Source organism: Stenotrophomonas sp. YJH_SMC_122 (assembly GCF_059369535.1).
Genome location: NZ_JCAFST010000018.1, coordinates 1 through 22,521 on the forward strand (window position 1 = coordinate 1; position 22,521 = coordinate 22,521).

The following is a 22,521-nucleotide window of genomic DNA, read 5'->3' on the forward strand; positions in this document are numbered from 1 at the left end:
GAAAACGGGCTGGTCCCTGCCTGAGGCCAGCCAGGGCGCAGACCAAAGGCTGCCGGCCAGCGGCCGGCACTACCGTGCCCGTCTCCTGGAGGGGCCAAGCCCCTCCATCAACACAGTTGCTACAAGGACGTACTTGCGGCGTCCCCGCACTCCGACACCGCCCCCCCACCGCACGAAATGCCAGCTGTTGCTGATGCTGTGGCCGGCCAGCGGCCGGCACTACCGCGCGTGCAGGGCGCAGCCCTGCCGAACACCCCTTACCTCAGCTGGCTGTCCTTGCTGCCACGCCGGTTGTAGCCGGCATGCGCCTGCTCTTCTTCGTCATGCGCCTGCTGGCACGCCACGCACAGGCGAACTCCCGGCACAGCACGACGTCGCGCCAACGGAATCGGCGCGTCACATTCCTCGCAGTGTTCAAGGCCCGGGCCCTGCCGCAGCTGGCGGCGCGCGCGGGCGATCGCATCGTCGACGGTGGCGTCGATCTGGTCCTGGACCGCGCCATCTCCCGCCCAACCGGTGGCCATGGTCTTCCTCCGCAGGTGTGTCGCCTGATATGGGGACGATACACCCGCGCACAAAGGAGCAGGCCTGTGTGGCGCCGAGCCATGCCCGGCGCGCCTTCAGCAAGCTGAGCAGAACACCAACGGATCCAATGAGGTCGATCGCGACTTAATCCCCTCCGTCCCCATTTTGCTTACCAGACCAGGTCGTCGGGCACCTGGAACTGCGCGTAGTAGGCGTCGTCCTCGGCGTTGCCGGTGGAGATCTCGGCGGTCGAGCCCGGCTGGCCGTGGTCGACGATGATGGCTTCGGGCGCGCGTTCACGCACCTTTTCGGCGGCCGCGCGAGGCAGCAACGCATAGCCGTCGCCGTGGGCGACGATGACCAGCACGCCCACCGACAGCGCCTTGCGCAGCTTGGGATCGATCAGCAGCGTACGGATTGCCGCGCCATCGCTGAAGCGGTACTCATCGTCGCCCTTGTACGGCACCGCGTGGGCCGTGATGATCTGCTTCGCCTGCGCCTTCTGTTCCGCCTGCCTGGCCTGGGCATTGCGCTCGGCGGCCAGCGCACGGTCGCGCTCGACCTTCTCGGCACGGGCACGTTCAGCCTCACGCTGGACCTCGGCCGAGGCCGATTCGGCCTTGCCTTGGCGGGCCTTGGCCTGCTCCCGCGCGGCGGCGCTGGCCTGCGACTTCTTGGCCAGACCGGCCTTGAGCAATTGTTCCTGCAGCGCGTTGGGCTTTGCCATGGTCGGTACGTACCGCGTGTAATCTTGGATGCTTCCATTCTACCGACGCCCCGCCGCCCCTGCATGGCAGTCCTGAAGTACCTCACCGGCTACCCCGAACCCCTGGTCGCCCAGGTCAGCGAACTGCTGGCGCAAGGCAAGCTCGGCCCCTGGCTGCAGCAGCGCTACCCCGACCCGCACGAGGTGCGCAGCGATCGCCAGCTGTACGACTACACCCAGGAGCTGAAAGATCGCTACCTGCGCAAGTCGGTGCCGCTCAACAAGGTCTGCTACGACAACACGCTGGAAGTGATCAAGCACGCGCTGGGCACGCATACCGCCATTTCCCGCGTGCACGGCAGCCGCCTCAAGGCCAGCCGCGAGATCCGCATCGCTACCGTATTCCGCCAGGCGCCAGCGGCGTTCCTGCGCATGATCGTGGTGCATGAGCTGGCCCACCTGAAGGAAGCCGACCACAACAAGGCCTTCTACCAGCTGTGCCAGCACATGGAACCTGATTACCTGCAGCTGGAGTTCGATACCCGTCTGTACCTGACCGAGCTGGCCAACCGCAGCCAGCGCTGACCGGCCGCAGCAGCTACACTGCGCGCCCCCTGCCCGACCTGCCCGCCATGGAACCGATCCGTCTCGACAAACGCCTGTCCGCCCTGCTCGGCATCCCCCGCGGCGAAGCGCGGCGCTATATCGAAGGCGGCTGGGTCACGGTCAATGGGGAGGTGGTGGAACAGCCGCAGCGGCCGGTCGACGACAGCGCGGTGATCGTGGTGGCCGAACAGGCCAGCGATGAAAAGGCCGAGCGGGTCAGCATGCTGCTGCACAAGCCGGCCGGCGTGGCCGCAGATGCCCTGTGCGCCCTGGTCAGCGGTGACAGCCGCAGCGAACTCGACGCCAGCGACATCCGTCCGTTGCAGCGCCATTTCCACGGCCTGCAGCTGGCCGCTGCCCTTCCGGCCAGCGACAGCGGCCTGGTGGTGGTCAGCCAGGACCCGGCCACGCAGGCCCATCTACAGCGCAATCTGGGCCGCACCGAACAGGAATACCTGATCGAAGTGGCCGAAGGCGGCCCCGAGCGGGGACCGTGGCTGCTGGCGCGGCTGCAGCAGGAATCCGGCGGCGCCAAGGTCAGCTGGCAAAGCGAGCAGCGCCTGCGCTTTGCCGGCAAGGGGCTGACCGCCAAGGGGCTGCGCGTGGCGGTGACCGCCGCTGGGCTTCAGGTGCTGGCCGTGCGCCGACTGCGCATCGGCCGCGTGGCATTGGGGCCGCTGCCGCCGGCGCAGTGGCGTTACCTGGGCAGCGACGAGCGGTTCTGAGGCCTGCGGGTCAGGGCCACCTCCTGCGGAAACGGGTCCGCCCCCATCCGTGACGCCCTATCGATCCTGCAGGCATTCCTTCACGCATGGCGTGGCTCTACCATCGAGGCATGAGCCAGCCCATGCCCCTGTGGCGACGCCTGTTGCGCGTCGCTGCAATCATCCTCGCCGTGCTGTTGCTGCTGGTCCTGTCCGGGCTGCTGCTGGCCGACCATCTCACGCCACAGGCACAGGGCGCGCCCTCGCACGTACTGCCATTGCAGCCGGCGCAGACCCACATCGACCAGCAGATCGTGCCGCTGCAGGACGCACATCCCGGGCAATCAGGCGTGGCGTTCCTCAGTGATGGCATGGATGCCTTCGCTGCGCGCGCGATGATCACCGCGCACGCTGGCCGCAGCCTGGACCTGCAGTACTACATCTGGCACGACGACCTGATCGGCCACCTTATGGCCAAGGCGCTGCATGACGCCGCCGAGCGCGGTGTGCGCGTGCGCATCCTGCTCGATGACATGAATGCCAAGGACAAGGACGCGCTGATGATGGCGCTGGACCGGCACCCCAACATCGAAATCCGCCTCTACAACCCGTTCCGCAACCGGACCGGCATCCTGCGCATGGTGGAGATGGTGCAACGCTTCTTCAGCGTGAACCACCGCATGCACAACAAGAGCTGGATCGCCGATGGCCGCGTCGCGATCGTCGGTGGCCGCAACATCGGCGAGGAGTACTTCAGCGCGCGCACCGATGTGAACTTCCAGGATCTGGACCTGCTGGTCGCCGGCCCTGCCGTGGAGCAGGCCAATCGGATCTTCGATGACTACTGGAACAGCGAGGCCGCCATTCCGGTATCCGCGCTTGCCTTCCATACCGATGCACAGCTGCGCCTGCTGGTGCGCGAATCGGATAATGAGGCGCAGCGGGACGTGGCCCGGCCCTACCTTGCGCGCGTGGCCGAATCGCGCCAGCGGCAGCGCCCGAGTCCCGAGCCATTGCACTGGAGCAGAGCAGTGCGCATCGTCTCGGACCCGCCGATGAAGCATCGCAGGGATGATCGCGCTGCCTGGCTGGTATCGACCCTGATCAGCGAGCTGCAGGCCGCCCGGCACAAAACGTTGTTGATCTCGCCCTACTTCGTGCCAGGCAACGAAGGCCTGGATGGCTTTTCGGCCATGGCCGGGCGGGGCGTGCAGGTCGGCGTGGTGACCAACTCACTGGCTGCCAACGACGTCGCTGCCGTGCACGGCGGCTACATGAACTACCGCGTGCCGTTGCTCGAAGCGGGCGTCCACCTGTACGAACTGAAGGCGCAGGGGCAGTCCGGCGATGCCGGCATGTTCGGCAGCAGCGGCGCGAGCCTGCACACCAAGGCGTTCGTGGTCGACGACCGCCGCGGCTTCGTCGGCTCGTTCAACCTCGACCCGCGCTCGGCCTACCTCAACACCGAAATGGGCGTACTGTTCGACGACCCGGTGCTGGGGGCGCAGCTGCGCGATGAGTACTTGCGCCTGGCAGACCCCAGGCACAGCTGGTGGCTGGCGCTGGACGACCGTGGCCGGTTGCGCTGGCTGGAGCGCGAGCCGCCACCGCACTGGGTCGAGGCCGAGCCAGGGGCAACGGCGCGCAAACGCTGGTTGTCGCGGGTGATCAGCTGGCTGCCTGTCGAATCGCAGCTGTAGCACTCAGGCCGTCGGGCCGGCCTGGTCCTGTCCGGCCTCATCCAGCGTTTCCACGCTGCGCCCATGCAGGCGACGCCAGATCCAGCGCAATGCGTGCGGCGGCGCTGAAGGCAGCTGCTCCAGCAGCGCCAGCATGCGGCTCTGGCTGGCATGCCCATGGCGGCACAACAGGCTGGCCGCTGCGGCGGCGCTGGCCAGGCGCAGGCTGTCGGCCAGCGCCCCTTCTGCATCCACCGCCAGGGCCTGGTGAACCGGCTCAGGCAGCTCCCATGCGGCGGCGACCCGCTGCGCCAACGGTAACGACCACTGCTGCAGCAGCTGCAGGGCCAACGCCGGCTCCACGGCCTCGCCGCGGGCCTGCGCTTCCTGTAGCAGCTGGCGCATTACCAGTGACGCGCCCAGTCCCTGCACCAGGCCCAGCCACTGCGCGGCGAAGGCATCACCGAAGGTAACCGTGCGCGCGTGGTCCGCAGCCGCGCGCGAGGCCAGCAGTGCGTGCTCCCAGATGATCGTGCTGAACTGCGGGAACGCATCGCACTGCATCTGCATCACCGGCTGTACCAGTACCGCGCTGATGATCTGCCGCACGCCTTCGGTACCCACCAGTGTCACCGCCCGCTGCAGGCTTTCCACGGGCCGCTCGTGCACCTTGTAGGCGGGGCTGTTGGCGATGCGCAGCAGGTTGCCGGTCAGCACCGGGTCCTGGCCGATGATCGCGGCCATCACGCGCGCTGAGGCGGCATCGTCGTTGACGGTCTGGATCAGCTGCGGCAGCAGCTGCGGACGGCGCGGCAACTGCCGGGTAGCCCAGTCGCGGTCCTGCAGCGCGCGTGCCACCGCCTCGCCCAGCCCTGCGGCCTGCACCGGCGTGGATTCACCGGCCAGACGCGGGTACAGGGCCAGCGCATGCAGGCCACGTTGCAGATGTGCAGCGATCTCGGCCGGGGGCAGCGCCTCGCCCTGCAGGCTCGCCGCTGCGGCGGCCACCGCCTGGCGGGACGCAGCAACCAGCCGCGACGGTGCCGCCCCGGTCGAGCGCGCCAGCCAGCTGCGCAGCGATCGCCACCAGGCCGCTGTCATCGCCGCCTGCCCTGTCGTTGTGGTGCCCTTGCCGTCACTGACCGCCTGCCTCTTCACGCGAATCCGGCCACCCGCCGTCGTCGCAGCATCGGCCGCACTTTCATCTTCTTTAACCGCAAGGCATGCGATGTCGACGGCACCGGCCGGGGGAATGGACTAGAATGGCGCCGCGCGACCCGTCCCCCAGCCATGACGACGTCGCTTTTTTTGTTTTGGGACCCTACCGTTCACTGGCCGTTCGCTGCAGTTCGCCGCTGTTCGCGCCATCGGAGACGCCATGCTATTCGAAACCCTCGCCACCACCGGCCACGAACAAGTGGTGTTCTGCCACAACCACGATGCCGGCCTGCAGGCGATCATCGCCATCCACAACACCACCCTGGGCCCGGCCCTGGGCGGCGTGCGCATGCGTCCGTATGCCAGCACCGACGAGGCGCTGGCCGACGTGCTGCGGCTGAGCCGGACGATGACCTACAAGAATGCGCTGGCCGGCCTCAACGTCGGTGGTGGCAAGGCGGTGATCATCGGCGACCCGAAGGTGGACAAGACTGAAGTACTGTTCCGCGCCTTCGGCCGTTATGTCGACTCGCTGGGAGGGCGCTACATCACCGCCGAGGACGTCGGTACCGACGTCAACGACATGGAGAACATCTACCTGGAGAGCCAGTTCGTGACCGGCGTGCACCAGGTCCATGGCGGCTCCGGCGATCCGGCCCCGTTCACCGCCTACGGGGCGCTGCAGGCGCTGATGGCGGCGATGCGCTTCAAGTTCGGCCATGAGGAAGTGGGCAAGACCAGCATCGCAGTGCAGGGCCTGGGCCACATCGGCATGGAGCTGGTCAAGCTGCTGCGCGATCGCGGCGCCAAACTGTATGTCACCGACCTGGACAGCGCGCTGGTTGATCGCGCGGTCAGCGATTTCGGCGCCGAAGCGGTCAAGCCGGACGAGATCCACGAAGTGAACGCCGATGTGTTCGCACCGTGCGCGCTGGAAGGCGCGATCAACGCCGACACCCTGCCGCGGATCAAGGCGAAGATCATCTGCGGTACCGCCAACAACCAGCTGGCGAGCCTGGAAATCGGCGATGAACTGCATGCGCGCGGCATCCTGTATGCACCTGACTACGCGGTCAACGCGGGCGGCGTGATGAACGTGTCGCTGGAGATCGATGGCTACAACCGCGAACGCGCGATGCGCCTGATCCGCAGCATCTACCACAACCTCACCCGCATCTTCGAACTGTCGCAACGCGAGAACATCGCGCCGCAGCGCGCAGCCGACCGCATCGCCGAAAGCCGTATCCTGTCGATCGGCAAGCTGAAGATGCCGCTGGGCCGCAGCACCCCGCGCCTGGGCAACCTGCGCGGCGGCTGAGCCTGCCGATGTCGCGCCGGGCCTTTCGACCCGGCGCGACCGCCCGTTCAGAAGCCGGTGCTGTAGCGCAACGCCGCCTGGCGCGCGCCTTCGCCGCCGACGCGCTGGTCGAAGCCCAGGCTCAGGCGGCCGTTGCGACCCCACCACGACTCCAGCGCCACGCCGAACAGCGCACTGCCGCGCGGCGCGTTCCAGCCCGCCAGTGGCGCCCAGGCATCGACGCCGACGAAACTGGCCTGCCAATCCGCATCGGCACCATCGAGCCGCTGCTGCCATTCGGCATGCCCGCGCACGGTCCAGCGCCCCCAGCCGCGTTCACCGCGGATACCGGCCAGCATCAGGCTGCGCTGTACCCGGTTGGCCTCTCCGCGCAGGCCGAAGCCGAACCCGCCCAGTTCGTTGAATGCATCGGTATCCACGCGCGTGCTGCTGGCACCCACGTAGGGTGTGAACGACGCACCCGCGCGGCCGAAACGATAGCCGCCTTCGACACTGGCACTGCTGAAACGTCCGCCGTAACGTGCAGAGACACCGTAGGCGCCGGCGCCCAGCAGCAACTGGCGATCCAGCGCACGGGTGAACTGGCCGCTGCCGACCTGGGCCAGCGCATAGCCCCGGCCCAGGTTCCAGCCGGCGTACAGCTGCGCCTGCGCCTGGCGATCACGCCCACGATCACCGCCGAAGCTGCTGCCACCATTGCTGCGGGTTTCGCCAAAGGCCACACCCATCAGCCCATTGCTGCCCAGCGGCAGGTCCTGACCGGCCATCCAACCACGGCTGTCGGCGGCATTGCCGGCGAAACTGCCCTGCCCGGCTTCGCCGAGCGCGCTCTGCCAGGCCCCGCGCAGGCGCGGCGCCGCCTGCACGCGATCGAAGCGCTCGGCGATCGCGCGGCGTGCCATGTCGATGCTGTCGAAGGTGGCCGACTCGGCCCGCGCATGCGCCTGTCCGGACAGGCTCTGCAAGCTGGCCTCGAGACCCTTGCTGCCACCGCCGGTCCACTGCAGCGCACCGGCGGCCGTACCGAAGGCCGAGCCCTGCAGCGTCGTATCGCCATCAAGCGCGCTGAACGCACTGTCCACGCGTTGCGCAGCCGACTGCGCCGAGGCCGTGAGCCCGGTCGCTGCCGCCGTGACGCTGACCTGGGTCAGGTTCAACCAAGCGTTGTTGCTGTCATAGCCATAGCTGCTCTGCAGCAGCGACAGGCCCTGCAGGCCGCTGGAGGTGGCCGGGCTGCTGAAGGTGCCACTGAGGCCGCCGGCGGCGTGGATCAGGTCCTGGCGGCTGCCGTTCTGCGGCACATAGCCGGAGACGAAGCCGTGCACGCGCACGCCCCCGTTGATCGTGGCGTTGCCGGTGACCTGCAGCGCATTGGCACCGAGCGCGATCATCAGCTGCGCGCCGGCCTGCTGGGTGTAGTTGCCCTCGATGGTGCCGGTGGTGTTGCCGGTGGTCAGGAACACGCTGCTGCCGTTGACCACATTGCCGATCACGCGCGGCGTACCGCCATTGAACTGCAGGCCGGTCGAATCCGGATCGGGCTGCGCCAGGATCGTCACGTTGGAGCGGATCACGCTGCCGTTCTGCAGTGACAGGATGCCGCGCTCGATGCGGGTGGCGCCGCTGTAGCTGTTGTTGCCACCCAGCACCAGGGTTCCCCCGCCCTGCTTGACCAGGCCACCGCTGCCGACGATGTCGTTGCTCCACAGCGAACCACTGGACGGTGCATCGACATTGACGACCACATCGCCCCAGTCGAAGCGCCCCGGACCCTTGATCGCCCGCGAGATGTCGAGCAGGCCGTACCCGAACACCGCATCCACGCCGGGCGCACCGATGTCCTTGGCGGTGCCCAGCAGGGTCTGCCGCACCAGGTTGTTGTCGAAGTACGGGTAGCGCTGCCAGACCAGGGCGGCGGCGCCGGAAACCAGCGGGGCGGCAAAGGACGTGCCGTAGTTCCAGTAATAGCTGCCGCCGTTGGCATCGGGATAGACCGCGCTGCCCGGCGCCGCCAGGCAGTAGCGCGCAGCCTGGCCGCAGGCATTGGCGTAGCTGGCCAGCGTGCCCGGTGCATACGGATCCACCGCAGTGGCCACCAGCCAGCCGCGCTCCAGATCGGCCGCCGGCAGCGAGCCGGCAACGCCCAGCTGGCTGGGCAGCGCGGCCAGGCTGCTCGGCTCAGGGCGCGCATCGTTGCCGGCCGCGAACACCACCAGGCCGCCATGGTTGATGACGAACGGCCGGTACTCGGCCGCCACCTGCCCGGTGGTCGGCAGGTCGGTCCAGTACAGGCCGCCCCACGAATTGTTCATCACCTTCACGTTGTAGCTGATCAGGTCCTGGTGGACCTGCGCCACGCCCAATGGGCCGCTGAAGGAATTGCCCTTGCCGCTGCCGTCATCGACGGGCGGCTTGTCGGCGATGATCCGCGCCGAAACGATCTGTGCGCCGGGGGCGATGCCGCCCGGCCAGGATCCCACCGATGCACCCGCGGCCAGGCTGGCCACCGCCGTGCCGTGGCCCACCACGTCGTCCACCTGCAGGTTGTTGCGGGCGGGGTCGATGTAGTTGAGGTTGGCGACCACGCGCCCGTTCAGCGCCACTGCGTTGCGCTGCACGCCCGAATCGACGATGCCGATGCGCACCCCCTGCCCGGTCAGGCCGGCGGCCTGTGCGGCACGCGCATTGGTCACGGACAGGTGCGCGTCGAAGGCCGGCTCCTGCGGCTTGGCCGGAGGCGGTGTGGTCGGCGGGGGCGTGGTCGGGGGCGTCGGGGTGGTCGGGGGTGGATCGATGCGGACATTGCCGCCGCCTCCGCCGCCGCCACATGCCGTCAATGCCATCGCCAGCGCCGACGCCAGCGCCGACCTCACCATCATCGTGCGTTCCATCGATTCCTTCCCATGAACGTTGGCCTGCCTACATCCCGGCAGGCGTGCGGTGCCGCCCAGCGGCGGCCCTCCCCGACCCTCTATACTTGGGTCGACCCCCACGCAGTCTGCCGGGAAATCGCGGCGCTTCCAACGTCCTCGGTCTCCTTTCCGAACATTGCTTACGCATCAACGAGATTGCCATGTCCAACATCGTCATCGCCGCCGCCAAGCGCACCGCCATCGGCTCCTTCCTCGGCCAGTTCAACGGCGTGCCGACCCCGACCCTCGGCGCGGCCGCCATCGCGGCCGCCCTGGAACAGTCGGGCGTGCCGGCCAGCGACGTCTCTGAAGTCCTCATGGGCTGCGTGCTGCCGGCCAACCTCGGCCAGGCGCCCGCCCGCCAGGCGGCGATCGCCGCCGGCATTCCACTGTCGACCGGTGCCACCACCCTCAACAAGGTGTGCGGCTCCGGCATGAAGACCATCATGCTCGGCCATGACCTGATCAAGGCCGGTTCGGCCAGCATCGTGGTCGCCGGTGGCATGGAATCGATGTCCAACGCCCCGCACCTGCTGCCCCACTCGCGTACGGGCAACCGCTTCGGCAACTTCCAGGCGATCGACCACATGGCCCACGACGGTCTGGTCAACGCCTACGACGGCAAGGCCATGGGTGAATTCGCCGAATGCGCCGTGGACAAGTACCAGTTCAGCCGCGATGAACAGGACGCCTACGCGATCGAATCGGTCAAGCGCGCACAGGCCGCACAGGCCAATGGGGCATTCGCCGACGAGATCGTCGCGGTGAAGGTGGCCACCCGCAAGGGTGAGGTCGAGGTCGCCACCGACGAGCAACCCGGCCGCTCCGACATCGCCAAGATCCCGACCCTGCGCCCGGCCTTCAAGAAGGACGGCAGCGTCACCGCCGCCAGCTCCTCCAGCATCTCCGACGGCGCCGCTGCGGTGGTCCTGCTGACCGAGGAAGACGCCAACGCACGTGGCATTACCCCGCTGGCGCGCATCGTCGGCCACGCCACCCATTCGCAGGAACCGGAGTGGTTCACCACCGCCCCGATCGGCGCGATCCGCACGCTGCTGGCCAAGACCGGATGGTCGCTGGACCAGATCGACCTGTTCGAAATCAATGAGGCCTTCGCCGTGGTGGCGATGGCACCGATGCGTGAACTGGGCATCCCGCACGACAAGCTCAACGTGAATGGCGGGGCCTGCGCACTGGGTCATCCCATCGGTGCCTCCGGTGCACGCCTGGTGGTGACCCTGGTCAACGCCCTGCGCACGCGCGGTGGCAAGCGCGGCATTGCCACCCTGTGCATCGGTGGCGGTGAAGCAACAGCCATCGCCATCGAATTGATTTAAAAAGATTTAACGACGATTTCGCAAAAATGAATGCGGGATCGCTTGACACCCAATCTTGGCTTGTCATCATGTTGTCGGCGCGCAGCATGCGCGTTGCCTAATTCTAACGACGAGGATTTACACAATGAGCATCAACAAGCTGCTGGTCGCGATGTCCCTGGCTCTGGCCCTGGCCGCCTGCTCGAAGCAGGAAGCTGCCCAGGACGCCGCTGCTTCGGCCAACGAAGCCGCCACCGAAGCCCAGGCTGCTGCCGACCAGGCCGCCGCTGCCGGCGCCCAGACCGCCGACGCTGCCCAGCAGGCTGCCAACACCGCCGCCACCGCTGCTGACGCTGCGACCGACGCTGCTGCCAGCACCGCTGCTGCCGCGACCGACGCTGCTGCTGGCGAAGCCAAGGACGCTGCCAAGGCTGCCGAAGCTACCGCTGAGCAGGCCAAGGACGCTGCTGAAGAAGCCAAGAAGTAATAACTTCTTTCTTCAGGCTGTTCCGGAAAAGCCGCTGGTTCGCCAGCGGCTTTTTCTTTGGCCTGCTGCCTGCGCGCGCACCTCGGATCGCGACCCCGTCTTCACAACGGCATGAATAGGCTGGCGTCCCCATCCATTGCAGTAGCGGAGACCGCCATGAAGATTCGCCCGATCACCACCACGCTGCTGGCCGCCTCCCTGCTGCTGGCCCTGGCCGCCTGCAAGGGTCCGGAAGCCGAACAGGCCAAGCAGGACGCGCAGCAGGCCGCCGACAGCGCCGGCGCTGCCGCCCGTGACGCCGTGGACAAGGCCGCCGAAGCCACCCGCAACGCTGCCGACAAGACCGCTGCCGCTTCCGAGCAGGCCGCCGCCGATACCCAGCAGGCACTGGACAAGGCCGCAGACGCCACCGCGAACGCCGCAGACAAGGCCAAGGATGCCGCCACCGACGCCGCTGCACATGCCAGCGACGCCACTGCGGACGCCGCACAGAAGGTTGCTGACAAGGCCCGTGATGTCGCCAATGACGCAAAGGCCAACGCCGCCAAGGAAGAAGCCAAGCACTAAGGCGTACCGGCAGCCGGGCATCGGCTCGGCGCTACTGGAAAAGCCGCGGCACTGCCGCGGCTTTTCTGCTTCCTGCAATTCGCATTTTCTGTTGATTTCGTGGTGTGCGCCCACGGAAATCGTCCGCAGCCCACTCACGACGCAGACTCCGCGCCGCCCACCACAAGGGGGCTCCGCCGTTGGCCGCCCTACGGCAGCGCGCGCGCCAGCATTGCCGACAGATCCACACCCGCCGGCAGCGTCCCGAACACCAGCCCATGCTGCCCTTCCAGCCGGCTGCACACGAACGCTTCAGCCATTGGACTGCCCGCCCGCAACATCAACGCGGCCTGCAACAGCAGCGCAGTGCGCTCGCAGAACAGCCTCGCCTGCGACTCATCCGGTGCCGGTGCCGCTGCCCAACGCTGCAAAGCCGCTGCGTAGCGCGCATCACGATCGGCCACTGCTGCCAGCTCGGCGCGCAGCGCCGCCAGCGCCTCCGGTTCACGTGCCAGCGCGCGCAGTACGTCCAGGCACTGGATGTTGCCACTGCCTTCCCAGATCGAATTCAACGGCGCCTGCCGGTACAGCCGCGGCAGCATCGATTCCTCCACATAGCCTGCGCCGCCGAGGCATTCCTGCGCTTCGTTGACGAAGGCCGGCGCGCGCTTGCACAGCCAGTACTTGCCCAGCGCCGTTCCCACCCGTGCCAGCGCAGCTTCGTTGGCATCCACGCCTGCGCGATCCACTGCGCGTGCGATGCGCATCGAAAGTACCGTGGCCGCTTCCGATTCCAGTGCCAGGTCGGCCAGCACATTGGTCATCAACGGGTGCTCGACCAGCAGCTTGCCGAAGGTGCGGCGATGGCGTGCGTGGTGCAACGCCTGCGCCAACGCCATGCGCATTTCCGCCGCTGCGCCCAGCATGCAATCCAGGCGGGTCATCATCACCATGCCGATGATGGTGGCCACGCCACGCCCCTCCTCGCCCACCCGCCATGCCTGCGCGCCGCAGAACTCGACTTCGCTGGAGGCATTGGCCCAATCGCCGAGCTTGTCCTTCAACCGCATCAGGCGGAACGCATTGCGGTCACCGTCGGCCAGCCGACGCGGCATCAGCAGGCAGGTCAGTCCTCCCGGCGCCTGCGCCAGCACCAGGAAGCCATCGCACATCGGTGCGGAAAAGAACCACTTGTGGCCGACCAGGCGATAGCGCTCACCATCGATCGGTTCGGCGCGCGTGCTGTTGGAGCGCACATCCGAGCCGCCCTGCTTCTCGGTCATGCCCATGCCCAGGGTGATGCCGGCCTTGTCAGCCACCGGCACGTCGCGCGGGTCATAGACCGGCGCTGCGGCCTTGCGTGCCCACTCGGCCAGGTGCGGCTGCGTGTGCAGCACCGCTACTGCTGCATGGGTCATCGTCAACGGGCAACTGGTGCCGGCCTCGGCCTGGTGGTGCAGGTAGCTCAACACCGCACGCGCGACATGCGCGCCGGGTTGCGGTTCGTGCCAGGACAAACCGGCGACACCGTGCGATTTCGCCGTTTCCATCAACTGGTGATAGGCCGGGTGGAACTCCACCGTATCGATGCGATGACCCTGCGCATCATGCGTGCGCAGGCGTGGGCGATCGCGGTTGGCATCGAAGCCGAGCCGGTACAGCTCGTCGCCGGCCAGCGCGCCATAGACCGCCAGCCGTGGCGCGAAGCTGCCTGCGCCTTCGCGTTGCACGGCTTCCATCAGCGCCACGTCGTCGGTCCACAACTGGCGCCCCGCGAACGGTGGCGGCTGGTTCAACACCACATGGGTTTCGTAGGGCGCGTCGCTGCTGAAGCTCGGTCCACTCATCCGGTCCATCCTGGCGGCAAGAGGTATGCGGTCCGATTGTGCCGCATGACTTGCCAAGCCCGTGTTCAGGCCGGTTCTCACCGTCTGCACGAGCGGCAGGCCACAGTGATCGCATGGCAACCAACGACGATCTGGTGGTGCTGCGCCCGGAAGGGCTGTACTGCACCGCCGGCGATTTCCACATTGATCCCTGGCGACCGGTAGCGCGCGCGGTCATCACGCATGGCCACGGCGATCACGCCCGCCCGGGCATGGGCGAGTACCACTGCAGCGAAGGCAGCCTGCCGATCCTGCGCTGGCGCCTGGGCGATGTGCCGGTGCAGGCGCACGTCGAGGGCGTGCCGTTCCGCCTGGGCCGGGTACAGGTATCGCTGCATCCAGCCGGTCACGTCCTGGGATCTTCGCAGGTGCGCATCGACGACGGGCGGCAGGTCTGGGTCGCTTCCGGCGACTACAAGCGGCAGCCTGACCCAACCTGTGCGCCGTTCGAAGTGGTGCCCTGCGATACCTTCATCACCGAAGCCACCTTCGCCCTGCCGATCTACCGCTGGCCGGACACTTCGGCCGTCGCCGCCGAAATCGTGGCGTGGCGCCGCGAATGCGAACAACGCGGCGAGGCTGCGATCCTGCTGTGCTATGCACTGGGCAAGGCACAACGGGTGCTGGCCGAACTGCGGCCGCTGGACGATCGCCCGGCCTGGCTGCATGGCGCCATCGCCAATGGCGTGGCGGTGTACCGGCAGGCCGGCGTACCGATGCTGGAGACGCTCACCGTGGCCGAACAGGGCCGCCAGCCTGATGCCGCCGGACAGTTGATCCTCGCCCCGCCCTCGGCTGCGGGCACGCCCTGGATGCGCCGCTTCGGCCGTCACCAGCTGGGCTTCGCCTCGGGCTGGATGCAACTGCGCGGCAACCGTCGCCGCCGCAACGTCGATCGTGGCTTCGTCATTTCCGACCACGCCGATTGGCCAGCACTGCTGCAGACGATCGAACAGACCGGCGCGCAGCGGGTGATCGCCACCCATGGCAATACCGATGCGTTGATTCCGTTCCTGCGCGAACGCGGCGTGGCTGCAGAAGCCTTCCGTACCGATTTCGGGAGCGAGGAATGAAGACCTTCGCCGCGCTCTACCAACGCCTGGACCGCAGCACTGCCACGCTGGACAAGCGAGCGGCACTGGTCGATTACTTCGGCCAGGCAGGCGCGCACGATGCGGCGTGGGCGCTGTACCTGCTCAGTGGTGGCAAGGTGGGCGGCGCGCGCAGGAAGATCGCCGCCAGTGGCGAACTGCGCGCGTGGATCGCCGAGGAATCAGGGTTGCCACCGTGGCTGGTGGAGGACAGCTATGCGCAGGTGGGTGACCTGGCCGAAACGCTGACACTGCTGCTGGATGACCCACCGCATGCCTCGCCTGACCGCCCCCTGGCCGAATGGATCGAACAGCACCTGCTGGCGGTGGCCAACCAACCCGAGGCGGTGCGCCGTGCGGCGGTCGTGGCCGGCTGGCAGCAGCTGTGCAGCAGCGAACGGCTGGTGTTCAACAAGCTGCTGACCGGCGCCCTGCGCGTTGGCGTCTCGCAACGACTGGTGCAGCAGGCGCTGGCCGAGTGGTCCGGCCTGGATATTGCCCGCATCGCCCAGCGCATGCTGGGCGATTGGGTGCCCTCGCCCGGGCTGCTGGCCCAGCTGCTGTCGCCGGATGAGCTGCCGCTGGACCGGCAGCAGCCCTACCCGTTCTTCCTCGCCTCGCCACTGGAGGGCAACCCTGCCGAACGACTCGGTGCGATCGATGACTGGCTGCTGGAATGGAAGTGGGATGGCATCCGCCTGCAGCTGCTGCGCCGGCGCGGCGAGGTCGCCTTGTGGTCACGCGGCGAAGAGCGGCTGGATGGCCGCTTCCCCGAGATCGAACAGGCGGCGATGGCGCTTCCCGATGGCTGCGTGCTGGACGGCGAGCTGCTGGCCTGGGACGAAGCCGCAGACCTGCCGCGTGCCTTCACCGCGCTGCAGACGCGCATCCAGCGCCGAAAACCCGGTGCGGCCACCCTGCGCAACACGCCGGTGCGGGTGCTCGCCTATGACCTGCTTGAACTCGATGGCGTGGACCTGCGCGAACGTCCGCTGCAGCAGCGGCGCGCGCGTCTCGCCGAGGTCGTCGGTGCACTGAACGATGCACGGATCCAGCTCTCGCCCGGCGTTGACGCCGACGACTGGCTTCAGGCGGCGGCAATGCGCGACGTGGCACGCGAACGCGGTGTGGAAGGACTGATGCTGAAGCGGCATGCCTCGCCCTACCAGGCCGGACGCCGCCGCGGTGACTGGTGGAAATGGAAGGTCGATCCGCTCACCATCGATGCGGTGCTCCTGTACGCGCAGGCCGGCCATGGGCGGCGCAGCACGCTGTACACCGACTACACCTTCGGCGTCTGGGACGGCGACACGCTGGTACCGGTCGCCAAGGCCTATTCGGGCCTGGATGACAAGGAAATCCTCGCGCTCGATCGCTGGATCCGCGCCAACACCCGCGAGCGCTTCGGCCCGGTGCGCAGCGTTCGCGCCGAACACGTCTTCGAGCTGGGCTTCGAGGCGGTCAACCGCAGCAGCCGGCACAAGTCGGGCATTGCCGTGCGCTTTCCGCGCATCCTGCGCTGGCGCCACGACAAGCCAGCCAGCGAAGCCGATCAGTTGGCCACGCTGCAGGCGTTGGCACGATGAACCGCAGCCAGGCACTGCGCCGGCTGGAAGACTGGTTCGCGTCCAGAGGCTGGCGCTCACTGCCGTTCCAGCGCGCGATGTGGCGTCACTATCTCGCTGGCGAATCCGGGCTGCTGCACACACCCACAGGCAGCGGCAAGACACTGGCGATGTTCGGGGGGCCGCTGCTGCAGGCCATGATCGACCCGCCGCCCTCCCCCCGCCGCCCCAGCGCGGTACGCCCGCTGCAGGTGCTGTGGGTGACCCCCTTGCGCGCCTTGGCCAGCGACACCGCGCGCGCGCTGCAGACCGTGGTCGATGGGCTGGGGCTGGGTTGGCGTGTCGGCCTGCGCAGTGGTGACGCCAGCAACCGCGAACGACGCCAGGCGCGCGAAGGCCGCATCGACGTACTGGTGACCACGCCCGAATCGCTGGCGCTGTTGTTGAGCTATCCGGATACCCTGCCGCGCATGCGGCGGCTGCGCTGTGTGGTGGTGGACGAATGGCACGAACTGCTGGGCAACAAGCGCGGTGTGCTGCTGCAGTTGAACCTGGCAGTGTTGCGCCAGGCCGCGCCTGCATCGCAGCTGTGGGGACTGTCGGCCACCCTGGGCAATCTGGATGAGGCGCGCGATGTACTGCTGCCCGGGCAACCGGATGCACCGATCGTACAGGGCGTGCGCCCTCGAGCAGTGAGCGTGCGCAGCGTGCTGCCGGACCCTGGCGAACATTTCCCCTGGGCCGGGCATCTCGGCCTGGCCCAGCTGCCACGGGTGCTGGAGGCACTGATGCAGGCACGCAGCAGCCTGCTGTTCACCAATACGCGCGCGCAAGCTGAATTGTGGCATCAGGCGCTGGCCGCAGTCTGGCCGGAAGAACCGGACACGCTTGCGCTGCACCACGGCTCGCTGGATCCGGCGCTGCGCCAGCAGGTGGAGGATGGCCTGCGCGCGGGTGCGCTGCGCTGCGTGGTTGCCACCTCCAGCCTCGACCTCGGCGTCGACTTCCCCGAGGTTGAACAGGTGCTGCAGCTGGGCAGCCCGAAGGGCGTGGCGCGCCTGCGCCAGCGCGCCGGACGCGCACGCCACCGCCCGGGTGCCAGCGGTTCCATCCTGTGCGTGCCCAGTCATGCGCTGGAACTGGCCGAGTACGCTGCGGTGCGCCGTGCGTTGGCCGGGAACGTGGTCGAAGCGCGCAGGCCGCCGACGCTGCCGCTGGATGTGCTGGCCCAGCATGCGGTCAGCCGCGCCCTGGCGGGCGGCTTCGACAGCGCCGACCTGCTGGCGCAGGTGCGGCGTACCCATGCCTTCGCGTCGCTCGGCGACGACCAGTGGCAGGCCGTGCTCACATTCATCGTGCAGGGTGGCCAAGCGCTGGCCCAGTACCCCGATTTCCACAAGGTCGTGCGTGATGCCGATGGGTGGTACCGCATGCACGACCGTCGCCAGGCACTGCGCCATCGGTTGTCGATCGGCACCATCAGCAGCGATGGCAGCGTGCGCGTGCAGTTCCTGCGCGGCGGCAGCCTGGGCGCCGTGGAGGAACAATTCGCCAGCCGCCTGCGCCGTGGCGACCGCTTCCAGTTCGCCGGGCGCCTGCTGGAGCTGGTGCAGCTGCGCGACATGACCGCCTTCGTCCGGTTGGCACGAGGACGCGGTGAGGGGGTCGTGCCGCGCTGGCAGGGCGGCCAGTTGCCGCTGTCGATGCCGCTGGGCCGCGAGCTGGAGTGGGTACTGTCCGGTGCTGACGACAGCGCCGAATCACGCTGGCTGGCACCCTTGCTGGCACTGCAGCAGCGGTTGTCGGCGCTTCCCGGCCCAGCCCATCTGCTGGTGGAAGATGTGCGGCGTCGCGAAGGCCAGTTCCTGTTCGTCTATCCCTTTGCTGGCCGCCACGTGCATGAGGCGCTGGCCGCCCTGCTGGCGCTGCGCTGTACCCGCCGGCAGCGCAACAGCATCGGCTATGCGGTGAACGATCACGGCCTGGTGCTGGCACCGGCACAGCCCATCGATCTGGATGCGGCGCAATGGCGGGCGCTGTTCGCCACCGATCAGCTGCTGGATGATCTGCGTGCTGCGGTGAACCTGGGCGAGCTGGCGCGTCGCCAGTTCCGCGGCATTGCACGCGTCGCCGGCCTGCTGGTCCCCAGCCTGCCCGGTGGCATGCCAAGGGCACTGCGCCAGCTGCAGGCGTCCGCGGGACTGCTCTACGACGTACTGCGCGAGCACGACCCGGATCACCTGCTGCTGGCGCTGGCGGAACAGGAAGTGCTGAATGACAGCCTCGACATGCCGGGGCTGCAACAGGTACTGGCCAGGATTCGGATGCAGACCCTCTCGGTGCAGCGCCCGGCGTCACTCACGCCGTTGGGTTTCCCGCTGTGGGCCGAACGCCTGCGCGGGCAGTTCAGCAACGAAGACTGGCGTACCCGGGTGCAACGCGTGGCCCAGCAGCTGGAGCGTCGGCATGGCCGATGAACTGCCGCTGCTGCGCGCAGGCGAGTCGCTGGTGCTGCTTGGCGCGCGTGCACTGTACTGGCCCGCGCGGCAGGCACTGCTGCTCGCCGACCTGCACCTGGGCAAGGCCGATGTATTCCGCCGCGCAGGCATCGCGCTGCCCAGCGGCGGTACCGGCAAGGACCTGCAACGCCTGCAGGGGCTGCTGGACGGGCATGCCTGCCGCGAGGTGTGGATCCTGGGCGACATCCTGCATGGCCCGGCGCATCGCGCTGCGTGGTACCAGCAATGGCTGGCATGGCGCGAACGCAATGCCGCACTGGACGTGCATGTCCTGCGCGGAAATCATGACCGGCAGCTGCCGCATGCCGGGCTGCAGGTGCAGATCCACGACGAAGTACGGCTGCCACCGTTCCTGCTTCGGCATGAGCCGGTGCCCGATGCGGAGCTGCATGTGATCGCCGGGCATCTGCATCCACAGATCGCTTTGCCTCCGTTGCGGCGGCGCTTCCCCGCATTCTGGCTGCGTGACAGGATGACTCTCCTGCCGGCCTTCTCCGCGTTCACCGCCGGAATCGTTCCTGTTCCCGCTGCCGGCGAACAGATGGTCGCCTGCGTGGACAACGGCCTGGTGGCACTGCCCCTGGCTTGAATCAGGCCGGACGGATATCCAGCTGCGGCATCAGCTGGAACTCAGGCGTGTCCCCTTCACGTCGCCGCGGCAAGGCCTGGATCGCCGCCAGCATCTCCTGCGCGCAGGTGCGGATGCGCGTGTGGTGCTCCGGCGACGCATGACTGATCAGGCTGCCGACATGGAACTCGAACACGTCCTCCAGCACGTCGGGCTGGTCCTCGTGCAGCATCTGCAGCAGACCGCGCAGCTTGCAGATTTCCGATTCCAGCTCCTCGACCGCGAACAACATGGCATCCTCCTTCGACAACAGGCGGCACATCCGGGCCGCAACAGGCTGCGACGGCAGCGCCTCCCGGGCCACGCGCGATGTTGATCACGGAAAGGAAAACGGGCGACGCGCAATCGCGTGCAACCTACTTCTCGCATATGCGCAGTGATGCAACCGTTAATTCACGTGACGACGCGTTTCACGCAGTGGCCGTGATCGCGTTGATGCGAGGCACCTGCACCGCAGTGGCCAACGCGTCGACGAAAGCCGGATCCAGCGCGAGCGAACCGAACCAGCCATGCTGGGTACCGCTGAGCACACGCAGCATGTGGCCACGCCCACCCGGCAGGCGCCCCATCGGGCCGAGCAGCACGTCGCGCGCCTTCGCCCAGGCATCGTGATCGGACTGGAACAGCGGCGTCAGCCAACGGCTCCAGCGCTGGTAGACCGCAACGTGTGCCCTGCGCTGCGCCTGGTAGGCCTGCAATGCCGCGGCACCACCACCATGCGCGCGCAAGGCATCGCGCAGCGCCAGCGCATCGAGCAGCGCCATGTTCACGCCCTGGCCCAGCTGTGGGCTCATCGCATGCGCGGCGTCGCCGGCCAGCACCATGCGGCCGTGATGCCAGCGCGTCATCACCGCGTCGCGGTAGACGGCCCGTGCCAGCTGGCCGGCGTCACGCAGATGCGAGAAGCGTGCACTGGCCTGCGGCCACAGCGCATGCAGTTCGTCCAGCCAGGGCGTCATGCCGTCGGCCTGCCAACGTTCGAAATCGGCGCGTGGCAGACTCCAGAAAAAGCTCAGGCGCGGCGTGTCATCACCAGGCCGCGTACCGACCGGCAACAGCCCGATCATCTTGCGCGCGGCCACGTAGCGTTGCCGCAGCTCCTGCAGGTGTGGCCAGTCTTCCGCCGGCAACAGGCACCACAGCGCACCCCACGGATACACGCGATCCAGTCCGTTACCGTCTTTGATCGTGCCGCGCAGCGTCGAGGCCGCACCATCGGCGGCCACCACCAGGTCGAACGCACCGTGCAGGCGCCCTTCGCTGTCACGCAGGAGGCCGTGCTCGGCGTCCACTGCAGCGATGCTGACGCCGGCATGCAGCTGGCCCGCACCCGCGCGCGCATCATCCAGCAACGAGAACAGGGCCCCGCGCTGCATGCCAAGGCCGTGCAGGCGTGCGTCCAGGCCGGCGTAGCGCATGTCCATCACTGTGCGTTCGCACGGCGTATCGCCGTACAGGCGATGCACCGGCGCGGCATGCGCGCGCACGGCGTCAAGCAGGCCCATCTGCCACAGCACCTGCAGGCCGCTGGGCTGCAGCAGGAAACCGGCGCCAACCGGTCCCGGCGTGGGCACACGTTCGAAGATCTCCACCTCGTGGCCATCACGGGAGAGCAGGATGGACAATGCTTGTCCAGCGGTGCCGTAGCCGATCACGGCGATGCGCAGTCGTTCCTTCATGGGCGCATTGTGCCCGAGCGCAAATCCGGATGCCCAGCGGGGCCTCCGCCCACGGCAGCGCAATTCCTGTCGCAGCGCAAAAAAAACCCCGCCGAAGCGGGGTTTTCAACGCACTGTCGAGTGGATCACTCGGCCGGCGTGATGTTCGAAGCCTGGGCGCCCTTCGGGCCCTGGGTCACGTCATAGGTGACACGCTGGCCTTCCTGCAGGCTGCGGAAGCCCTTGGAGTTGATGGCGGAGAAGTGCGCGAACACGTCGGCGCTGCCATCCTCCGGCGAGATGAAGCCAAATCCCTTGGCGTCGTTGAACCACTTGACGGTACCGTTCGGCATGGTGATGCGAGACCTTATGCAATGAATGGGTGGTGTACGCTGAACCCGCGCACAAGCTGAGTATGCAAAGCTTGCTCGGGGAAGACAATCACCCCCGCGCCAATTCGCCCACCAGTTCCGGAAGTCCGTTGCTGGCCGCCTGCACATTGGCCAGCACTTCGGCCATCGTAATCTCCTCGCCATCACCGCAGCCGGCGGCCCAGTTGGCGATGATCGCCAGGCAGGCATAATCCAGCCCCAGCTCCCGTGCCAGTGCGGCTTCCGGCATGCCGGTCATGCCCACCAGATCGCAACCGTCGCGGCGCATGCGGGCGATTTCGGCGATGGTTTCCAGGCGCGGGCCCTGCGTTGCGCCATAGCAGCCACCGTCATGGACCGTGACACCGGTCACTTTGGCTGCCGCCAGGATCTTGCTGCGCAGCATCGGCGTGTACGGATGGCCGAAATCGACGTGGACCACGTCGGAGCCTTCTTCTTCACAGATCGTGCTGATGCGGCCCCAGGTGTAGTCGATGATCTGGTCCGGGCAGGCGAGCACGCGCGGACCGAAGTTCTCGGTGATGCCACCCACCGTGTTCAATGCCAGCACCCGCTGCGCGCCCAGCTGCTGCAGCGCAGCCAGGTTGGCGCGGTAGTTGATCTTGTGCGGCGGCAGCGAATGCCCCTCGCCATGCCGCGCCAGGAACGCCACGCGATGGCCGAGCAGCGTGCCCACGCGCACCGGACCGGACGGGCGGCCGAAGCGGGTGTCGACCTCGTGGGTCTGCACGTCGTCAAGCTTGGCCAGGTTGTAGACACCGGTACCGCCGATCACGGCCAGGGCGATCTGTTGCATTCGAAGCACTCCATGAAAAGACGAACGCC

Annotated in this window: 20 protein-coding genes; 11 read left to right on the top strand and 9 right to left on the bottom strand. The window is 67.8% G+C overall.

What is annotated here, in order from left to right:
• Positions 1-257: 257 nt before the first annotated feature.
• Positions 258-524: a DksA/TraR family C4-type zinc finger protein gene (locus AC5P66_RS18540; protein WP_049414241.1), complete on the bottom strand. Its 267-nt coding sequence runs from the start codon at positions 522-524 to the stop codon at positions 258-260.
• Positions 525-694: 170 nt separating this feature from the next.
• Positions 695-1,252, bottom strand: coding sequence for a DUF2058 domain-containing protein (locus AC5P66_RS18545; protein ID WP_049414243.1), 558 nt, complete (start codon positions 1,250-1,252; stop codon positions 695-697).
• A gap of 63 nt (positions 1,253-1,315) precedes the next feature.
• Between AC5P66_RS18545 and AC5P66_RS18550 the strand changes: the two genes are divergently transcribed.
• From AC5P66_RS18550 to AC5P66_RS18560, 3 genes are all read left to right on the top strand, one after another.
• Positions 1,316-1,816, top strand: coding sequence for a M48 metallopeptidase family protein (locus AC5P66_RS18550; protein ID WP_049414246.1), 501 nt, complete (start codon positions 1,316-1,318; stop codon positions 1,814-1,816).
• 47 nt (positions 1,817-1,863) lie between these two features.
• The gene (locus AC5P66_RS18555) at positions 1,864-2,562 is read left to right on the top strand and encodes an RNA pseudouridine synthase (RefSeq protein ID WP_049414248.1); all 699 of its coding nucleotides are present in this window, start codon (positions 1,864-1,866) and stop codon (positions 2,560-2,562) included.
• An 86-nt stretch (positions 2,563-2,648) separates the two neighbouring features.
• A complete protein-coding gene (locus AC5P66_RS18560) occupies positions 2,649-4,241 on the top strand; it encodes a phospholipase D family protein (protein ID WP_049414250.1) in 1,593 nt (530 codons plus the stop codon).
• A gap of 3 nt (positions 4,242-4,244) precedes the next feature.
• On the opposite strand, the gene AC5P66_RS18565 is transcribed toward AC5P66_RS18560, so the two are convergent.
• Positions 4,245-5,321 carry an HDOD domain-containing protein gene (locus tag AC5P66_RS18565; RefSeq protein ID WP_099488487.1) on the bottom strand — a complete coding sequence of 359 codons (1,077 nt, stop codon included), beginning with the start codon at positions 5,319-5,321 and terminating at the stop codon, positions 4,245-4,247.
• A gap of 277 nt (positions 5,322-5,598) precedes the next feature.
• On the opposite strand from AC5P66_RS18565, the gene AC5P66_RS18570 reads away from it, so the two are divergent.
• Entirely contained in the window at positions 5,599-6,696 is a 1,098-nt protein-coding gene (locus tag AC5P66_RS18570) for a Glu/Leu/Phe/Val dehydrogenase dimerization domain-containing protein (protein WP_049413064.1), read from the top strand.
• 47 nt (positions 6,697-6,743) lie between these two features.
• Here AC5P66_RS18570 and AC5P66_RS18575 read toward each other — a convergent pair whose 3' ends face one another.
• Positions 6,744-9,587 carry a S8 family serine peptidase gene (locus tag AC5P66_RS18575; RefSeq protein ID WP_495216541.1) on the bottom strand — a complete coding sequence of 948 codons (2,844 nt, stop codon included), beginning with the start codon at positions 9,585-9,587 and terminating at the stop codon, positions 6,744-6,746.
• A 182-nt stretch (positions 9,588-9,769) separates the two neighbouring features.
• On the opposite strand from AC5P66_RS18575, the gene AC5P66_RS18580 reads away from it, so the two are divergent.
• From AC5P66_RS18580 to AC5P66_RS18590, 3 genes are all read left to right on the top strand, one after another.
• Positions 9,770-10,945, top strand: a complete 1,176-nt coding sequence (locus tag AC5P66_RS18580; protein WP_495216542.1) for a thiolase family protein — start codon at positions 9,770-9,772, stop codon at positions 10,943-10,945.
• A gap of 124 nt (positions 10,946-11,069) precedes the next feature.
• A complete protein-coding gene (locus AC5P66_RS18585) occupies positions 11,070-11,411 on the top strand; it encodes a hypothetical protein (protein ID WP_049413058.1) in 342 nt (113 codons plus the stop codon).
• 156 nt (positions 11,412-11,567) lie between these two features.
• Positions 11,568-11,978 (top strand): hypothetical protein, encoded by a 411-nt coding sequence (locus AC5P66_RS18590; RefSeq protein ID WP_049413055.1) that lies wholly within the window; start codon positions 11,568-11,570, stop codon positions 11,976-11,978.
• A 188-nt stretch (positions 11,979-12,166) separates the two neighbouring features.
• Here AC5P66_RS18590 and AC5P66_RS18595 read toward each other — a convergent pair whose 3' ends face one another.
• On the bottom strand, positions 12,167-13,804 hold the full coding sequence (locus AC5P66_RS18595; RefSeq protein WP_049437998.1) for an acyl-CoA dehydrogenase family protein: 1,638 nt from the start codon (positions 13,802-13,804) through the stop codon (positions 12,167-12,169).
• A 113-nt stretch (positions 13,805-13,917) separates the two neighbouring features.
• Here AC5P66_RS18595 and AC5P66_RS18600 point away from each other — a divergent pair, with 113 nt between their 5' ends.
• Genes AC5P66_RS18600 through pdeM form a run of 4 tightly spaced genes read left to right on the top strand, consistent with a single transcriptional unit; the run spans position 13,918 to position 19,607 of the window.
• Positions 13,918-14,916, top strand: a complete 999-nt coding sequence (locus AC5P66_RS18600; RefSeq protein ID WP_099494541.1) for a ligase-associated DNA damage response exonuclease — start codon at positions 13,918-13,920, stop codon at positions 14,914-14,916.
• Positions 14,913-16,520, top strand: a complete 1,608-nt coding sequence (locus AC5P66_RS18605) for an ATP-dependent DNA ligase (protein WP_049437994.1) — start codon at positions 14,913-14,915, stop codon at positions 16,518-16,520. The genes AC5P66_RS18600 and AC5P66_RS18605 overlap by 4 nt, the downstream gene beginning before the upstream one ends.
• Entirely contained in the window at positions 16,517-18,976 is a 2,460-nt protein-coding gene (locus AC5P66_RS18610) for a ligase-associated DNA damage response DEXH box helicase (RefSeq protein ID WP_263467917.1), read from the top strand. Before AC5P66_RS18605 ends, AC5P66_RS18610 begins: the two co-directional genes overlap by 4 nt.
• Entirely contained in the window at positions 18,966-19,607 is a 642-nt protein-coding gene (pdeM, locus tag AC5P66_RS18615) for a ligase-associated DNA damage response endonuclease PdeM (protein WP_049413042.1), read from the top strand. Before AC5P66_RS18610 ends, pdeM begins: the two co-directional genes overlap by 11 nt.
• Position 19,608: 1 nt before the next feature.
• Here the strand turns inward: pdeM and AC5P66_RS18620 are convergent, their stop codons facing one another.
• The 4 genes from AC5P66_RS18620 to AC5P66_RS18635 form a co-directional block, all read right to left on the bottom strand.
• Positions 19,609-19,878, bottom strand: a complete 270-nt coding sequence (locus AC5P66_RS18620; RefSeq protein ID WP_049413041.1) for a hypothetical protein — start codon at positions 19,876-19,878, stop codon at positions 19,609-19,611.
• Between the two features lie 178 nt (positions 19,879-20,056).
• Positions 20,057-21,325, bottom strand: coding sequence for an FAD-dependent oxidoreductase (locus tag AC5P66_RS18625; protein WP_099495838.1), 1,269 nt, complete (start codon positions 21,323-21,325; stop codon positions 20,057-20,059).
• 125 nt (positions 21,326-21,450) lie between these two features.
• Positions 21,451-21,657 carry a cold-shock protein gene (locus AC5P66_RS18630; protein ID WP_005410590.1) on the bottom strand — a complete coding sequence of 69 codons (207 nt, stop codon included), beginning with the start codon at positions 21,655-21,657 and terminating at the stop codon, positions 21,451-21,453.
• Between the two features lie 88 nt (positions 21,658-21,745).
• Positions 21,746-22,492, bottom strand: coding sequence for an S-methyl-5'-thioinosine phosphorylase (locus tag AC5P66_RS18635; RefSeq protein WP_005418222.1), 747 nt, complete (start codon positions 22,490-22,492; stop codon positions 21,746-21,748).
• Positions 22,493-22,521 lie beyond the last annotated feature (29 nt).

Excerpts from the sequence above, each read along its gene's own strand:
- AC5P66_RS18595 (WP_049437998.1), bottom strand. The coding sequence starts at position 13,804 with ATGAGTGGACCGAGCTTCAGCAGCGACGCGCCCTACGAAACCCATGTG.
- AC5P66_RS18600 (WP_099494541.1), top strand. The coding sequence starts at position 13,918 with ATGGCAACCAACGACGATCTGGTGGTGCTGCGCCCGGAAGGGCTGTAC.
- AC5P66_RS18635 (WP_005418222.1), bottom strand. The coding sequence starts at position 22,492 with ATGCAACAGATCGCCCTGGCCGTGATCGGCGGTACCGGTGTCTACAAC.
- AC5P66_RS18580 (WP_495216542.1), top strand. The coding sequence starts at position 9,770 with ATGTCCAACATCGTCATCGCCGCCGCCAAGCGCACCGCCATCGGCTCC.
- AC5P66_RS18565 (WP_099488487.1), bottom strand. The coding sequence starts at position 5,321 with ATGACAGCGGCCTGGTGGCGATCGCTGCGCAGCTGGCTGGCGCGCTCG.
- AC5P66_RS18585 (WP_049413058.1), top strand. The coding sequence starts at position 11,070 with ATGAGCATCAACAAGCTGCTGGTCGCGATGTCCCTGGCTCTGGCCCTG.
- AC5P66_RS18570 (WP_049413064.1), top strand. The coding sequence starts at position 5,599 with ATGCTATTCGAAACCCTCGCCACCACCGGCCACGAACAAGTGGTGTTC.
- pdeM (WP_049413042.1), top strand. The coding sequence starts at position 18,966 with ATGGCCGATGAACTGCCGCTGCTGCGCGCAGGCGAGTCGCTGGTGCTG.
- AC5P66_RS18625 (WP_099495838.1), bottom strand. The coding sequence starts at position 21,325 with ATGAAGGAACGACTGCGCATCGCCGTGATCGGCTACGGCACCGCTGGA.
- AC5P66_RS18630 (WP_005410590.1), bottom strand. The coding sequence starts at position 21,657 with ATGCCGAACGGTACCGTCAAGTGGTTCAACGACGCCAAGGGATTTGGC.
- AC5P66_RS18560 (WP_049414250.1), top strand. The coding sequence starts at position 2,649 with ATGGCGTGGCTCTACCATCGAGGCATGAGCCAGCCCATGCCCCTGTGG.
- AC5P66_RS18545 (WP_049414243.1), bottom strand. The coding sequence starts at position 1,252 with ATGGCAAAGCCCAACGCGCTGCAGGAACAATTGCTCAAGGCCGGTCTG.
- AC5P66_RS18555 (WP_049414248.1), top strand. The coding sequence starts at position 1,864 with ATGGAACCGATCCGTCTCGACAAACGCCTGTCCGCCCTGCTCGGCATC.
- AC5P66_RS18605 (WP_049437994.1), top strand. The coding sequence starts at position 14,913 with ATGAAGACCTTCGCCGCGCTCTACCAACGCCTGGACCGCAGCACTGCC.
- AC5P66_RS18610 (WP_263467917.1), top strand. The coding sequence starts at position 16,517 with ATGAACCGCAGCCAGGCACTGCGCCGGCTGGAAGACTGGTTCGCGTCC.
- AC5P66_RS18550 (WP_049414246.1), top strand. The coding sequence starts at position 1,316 with ATGGCAGTCCTGAAGTACCTCACCGGCTACCCCGAACCCCTGGTCGCC.
- AC5P66_RS18620 (WP_049413041.1), bottom strand. The coding sequence starts at position 19,878 with ATGTTGTTCGCGGTCGAGGAGCTGGAATCGGAAATCTGCAAGCTGCGC.
- AC5P66_RS18590 (WP_049413055.1), top strand. The coding sequence starts at position 11,568 with ATGAAGATTCGCCCGATCACCACCACGCTGCTGGCCGCCTCCCTGCTG.
- AC5P66_RS18540 (WP_049414241.1), bottom strand. The coding sequence starts at position 524 with ATGGCCACCGGTTGGGCGGGAGATGGCGCGGTCCAGGACCAGATCGAC.
- AC5P66_RS18575 (WP_495216541.1), bottom strand. The coding sequence starts at position 9,587 with ATGGAACGCACGATGATGGTGAGGTCGGCGCTGGCGTCGGCGCTGGCG.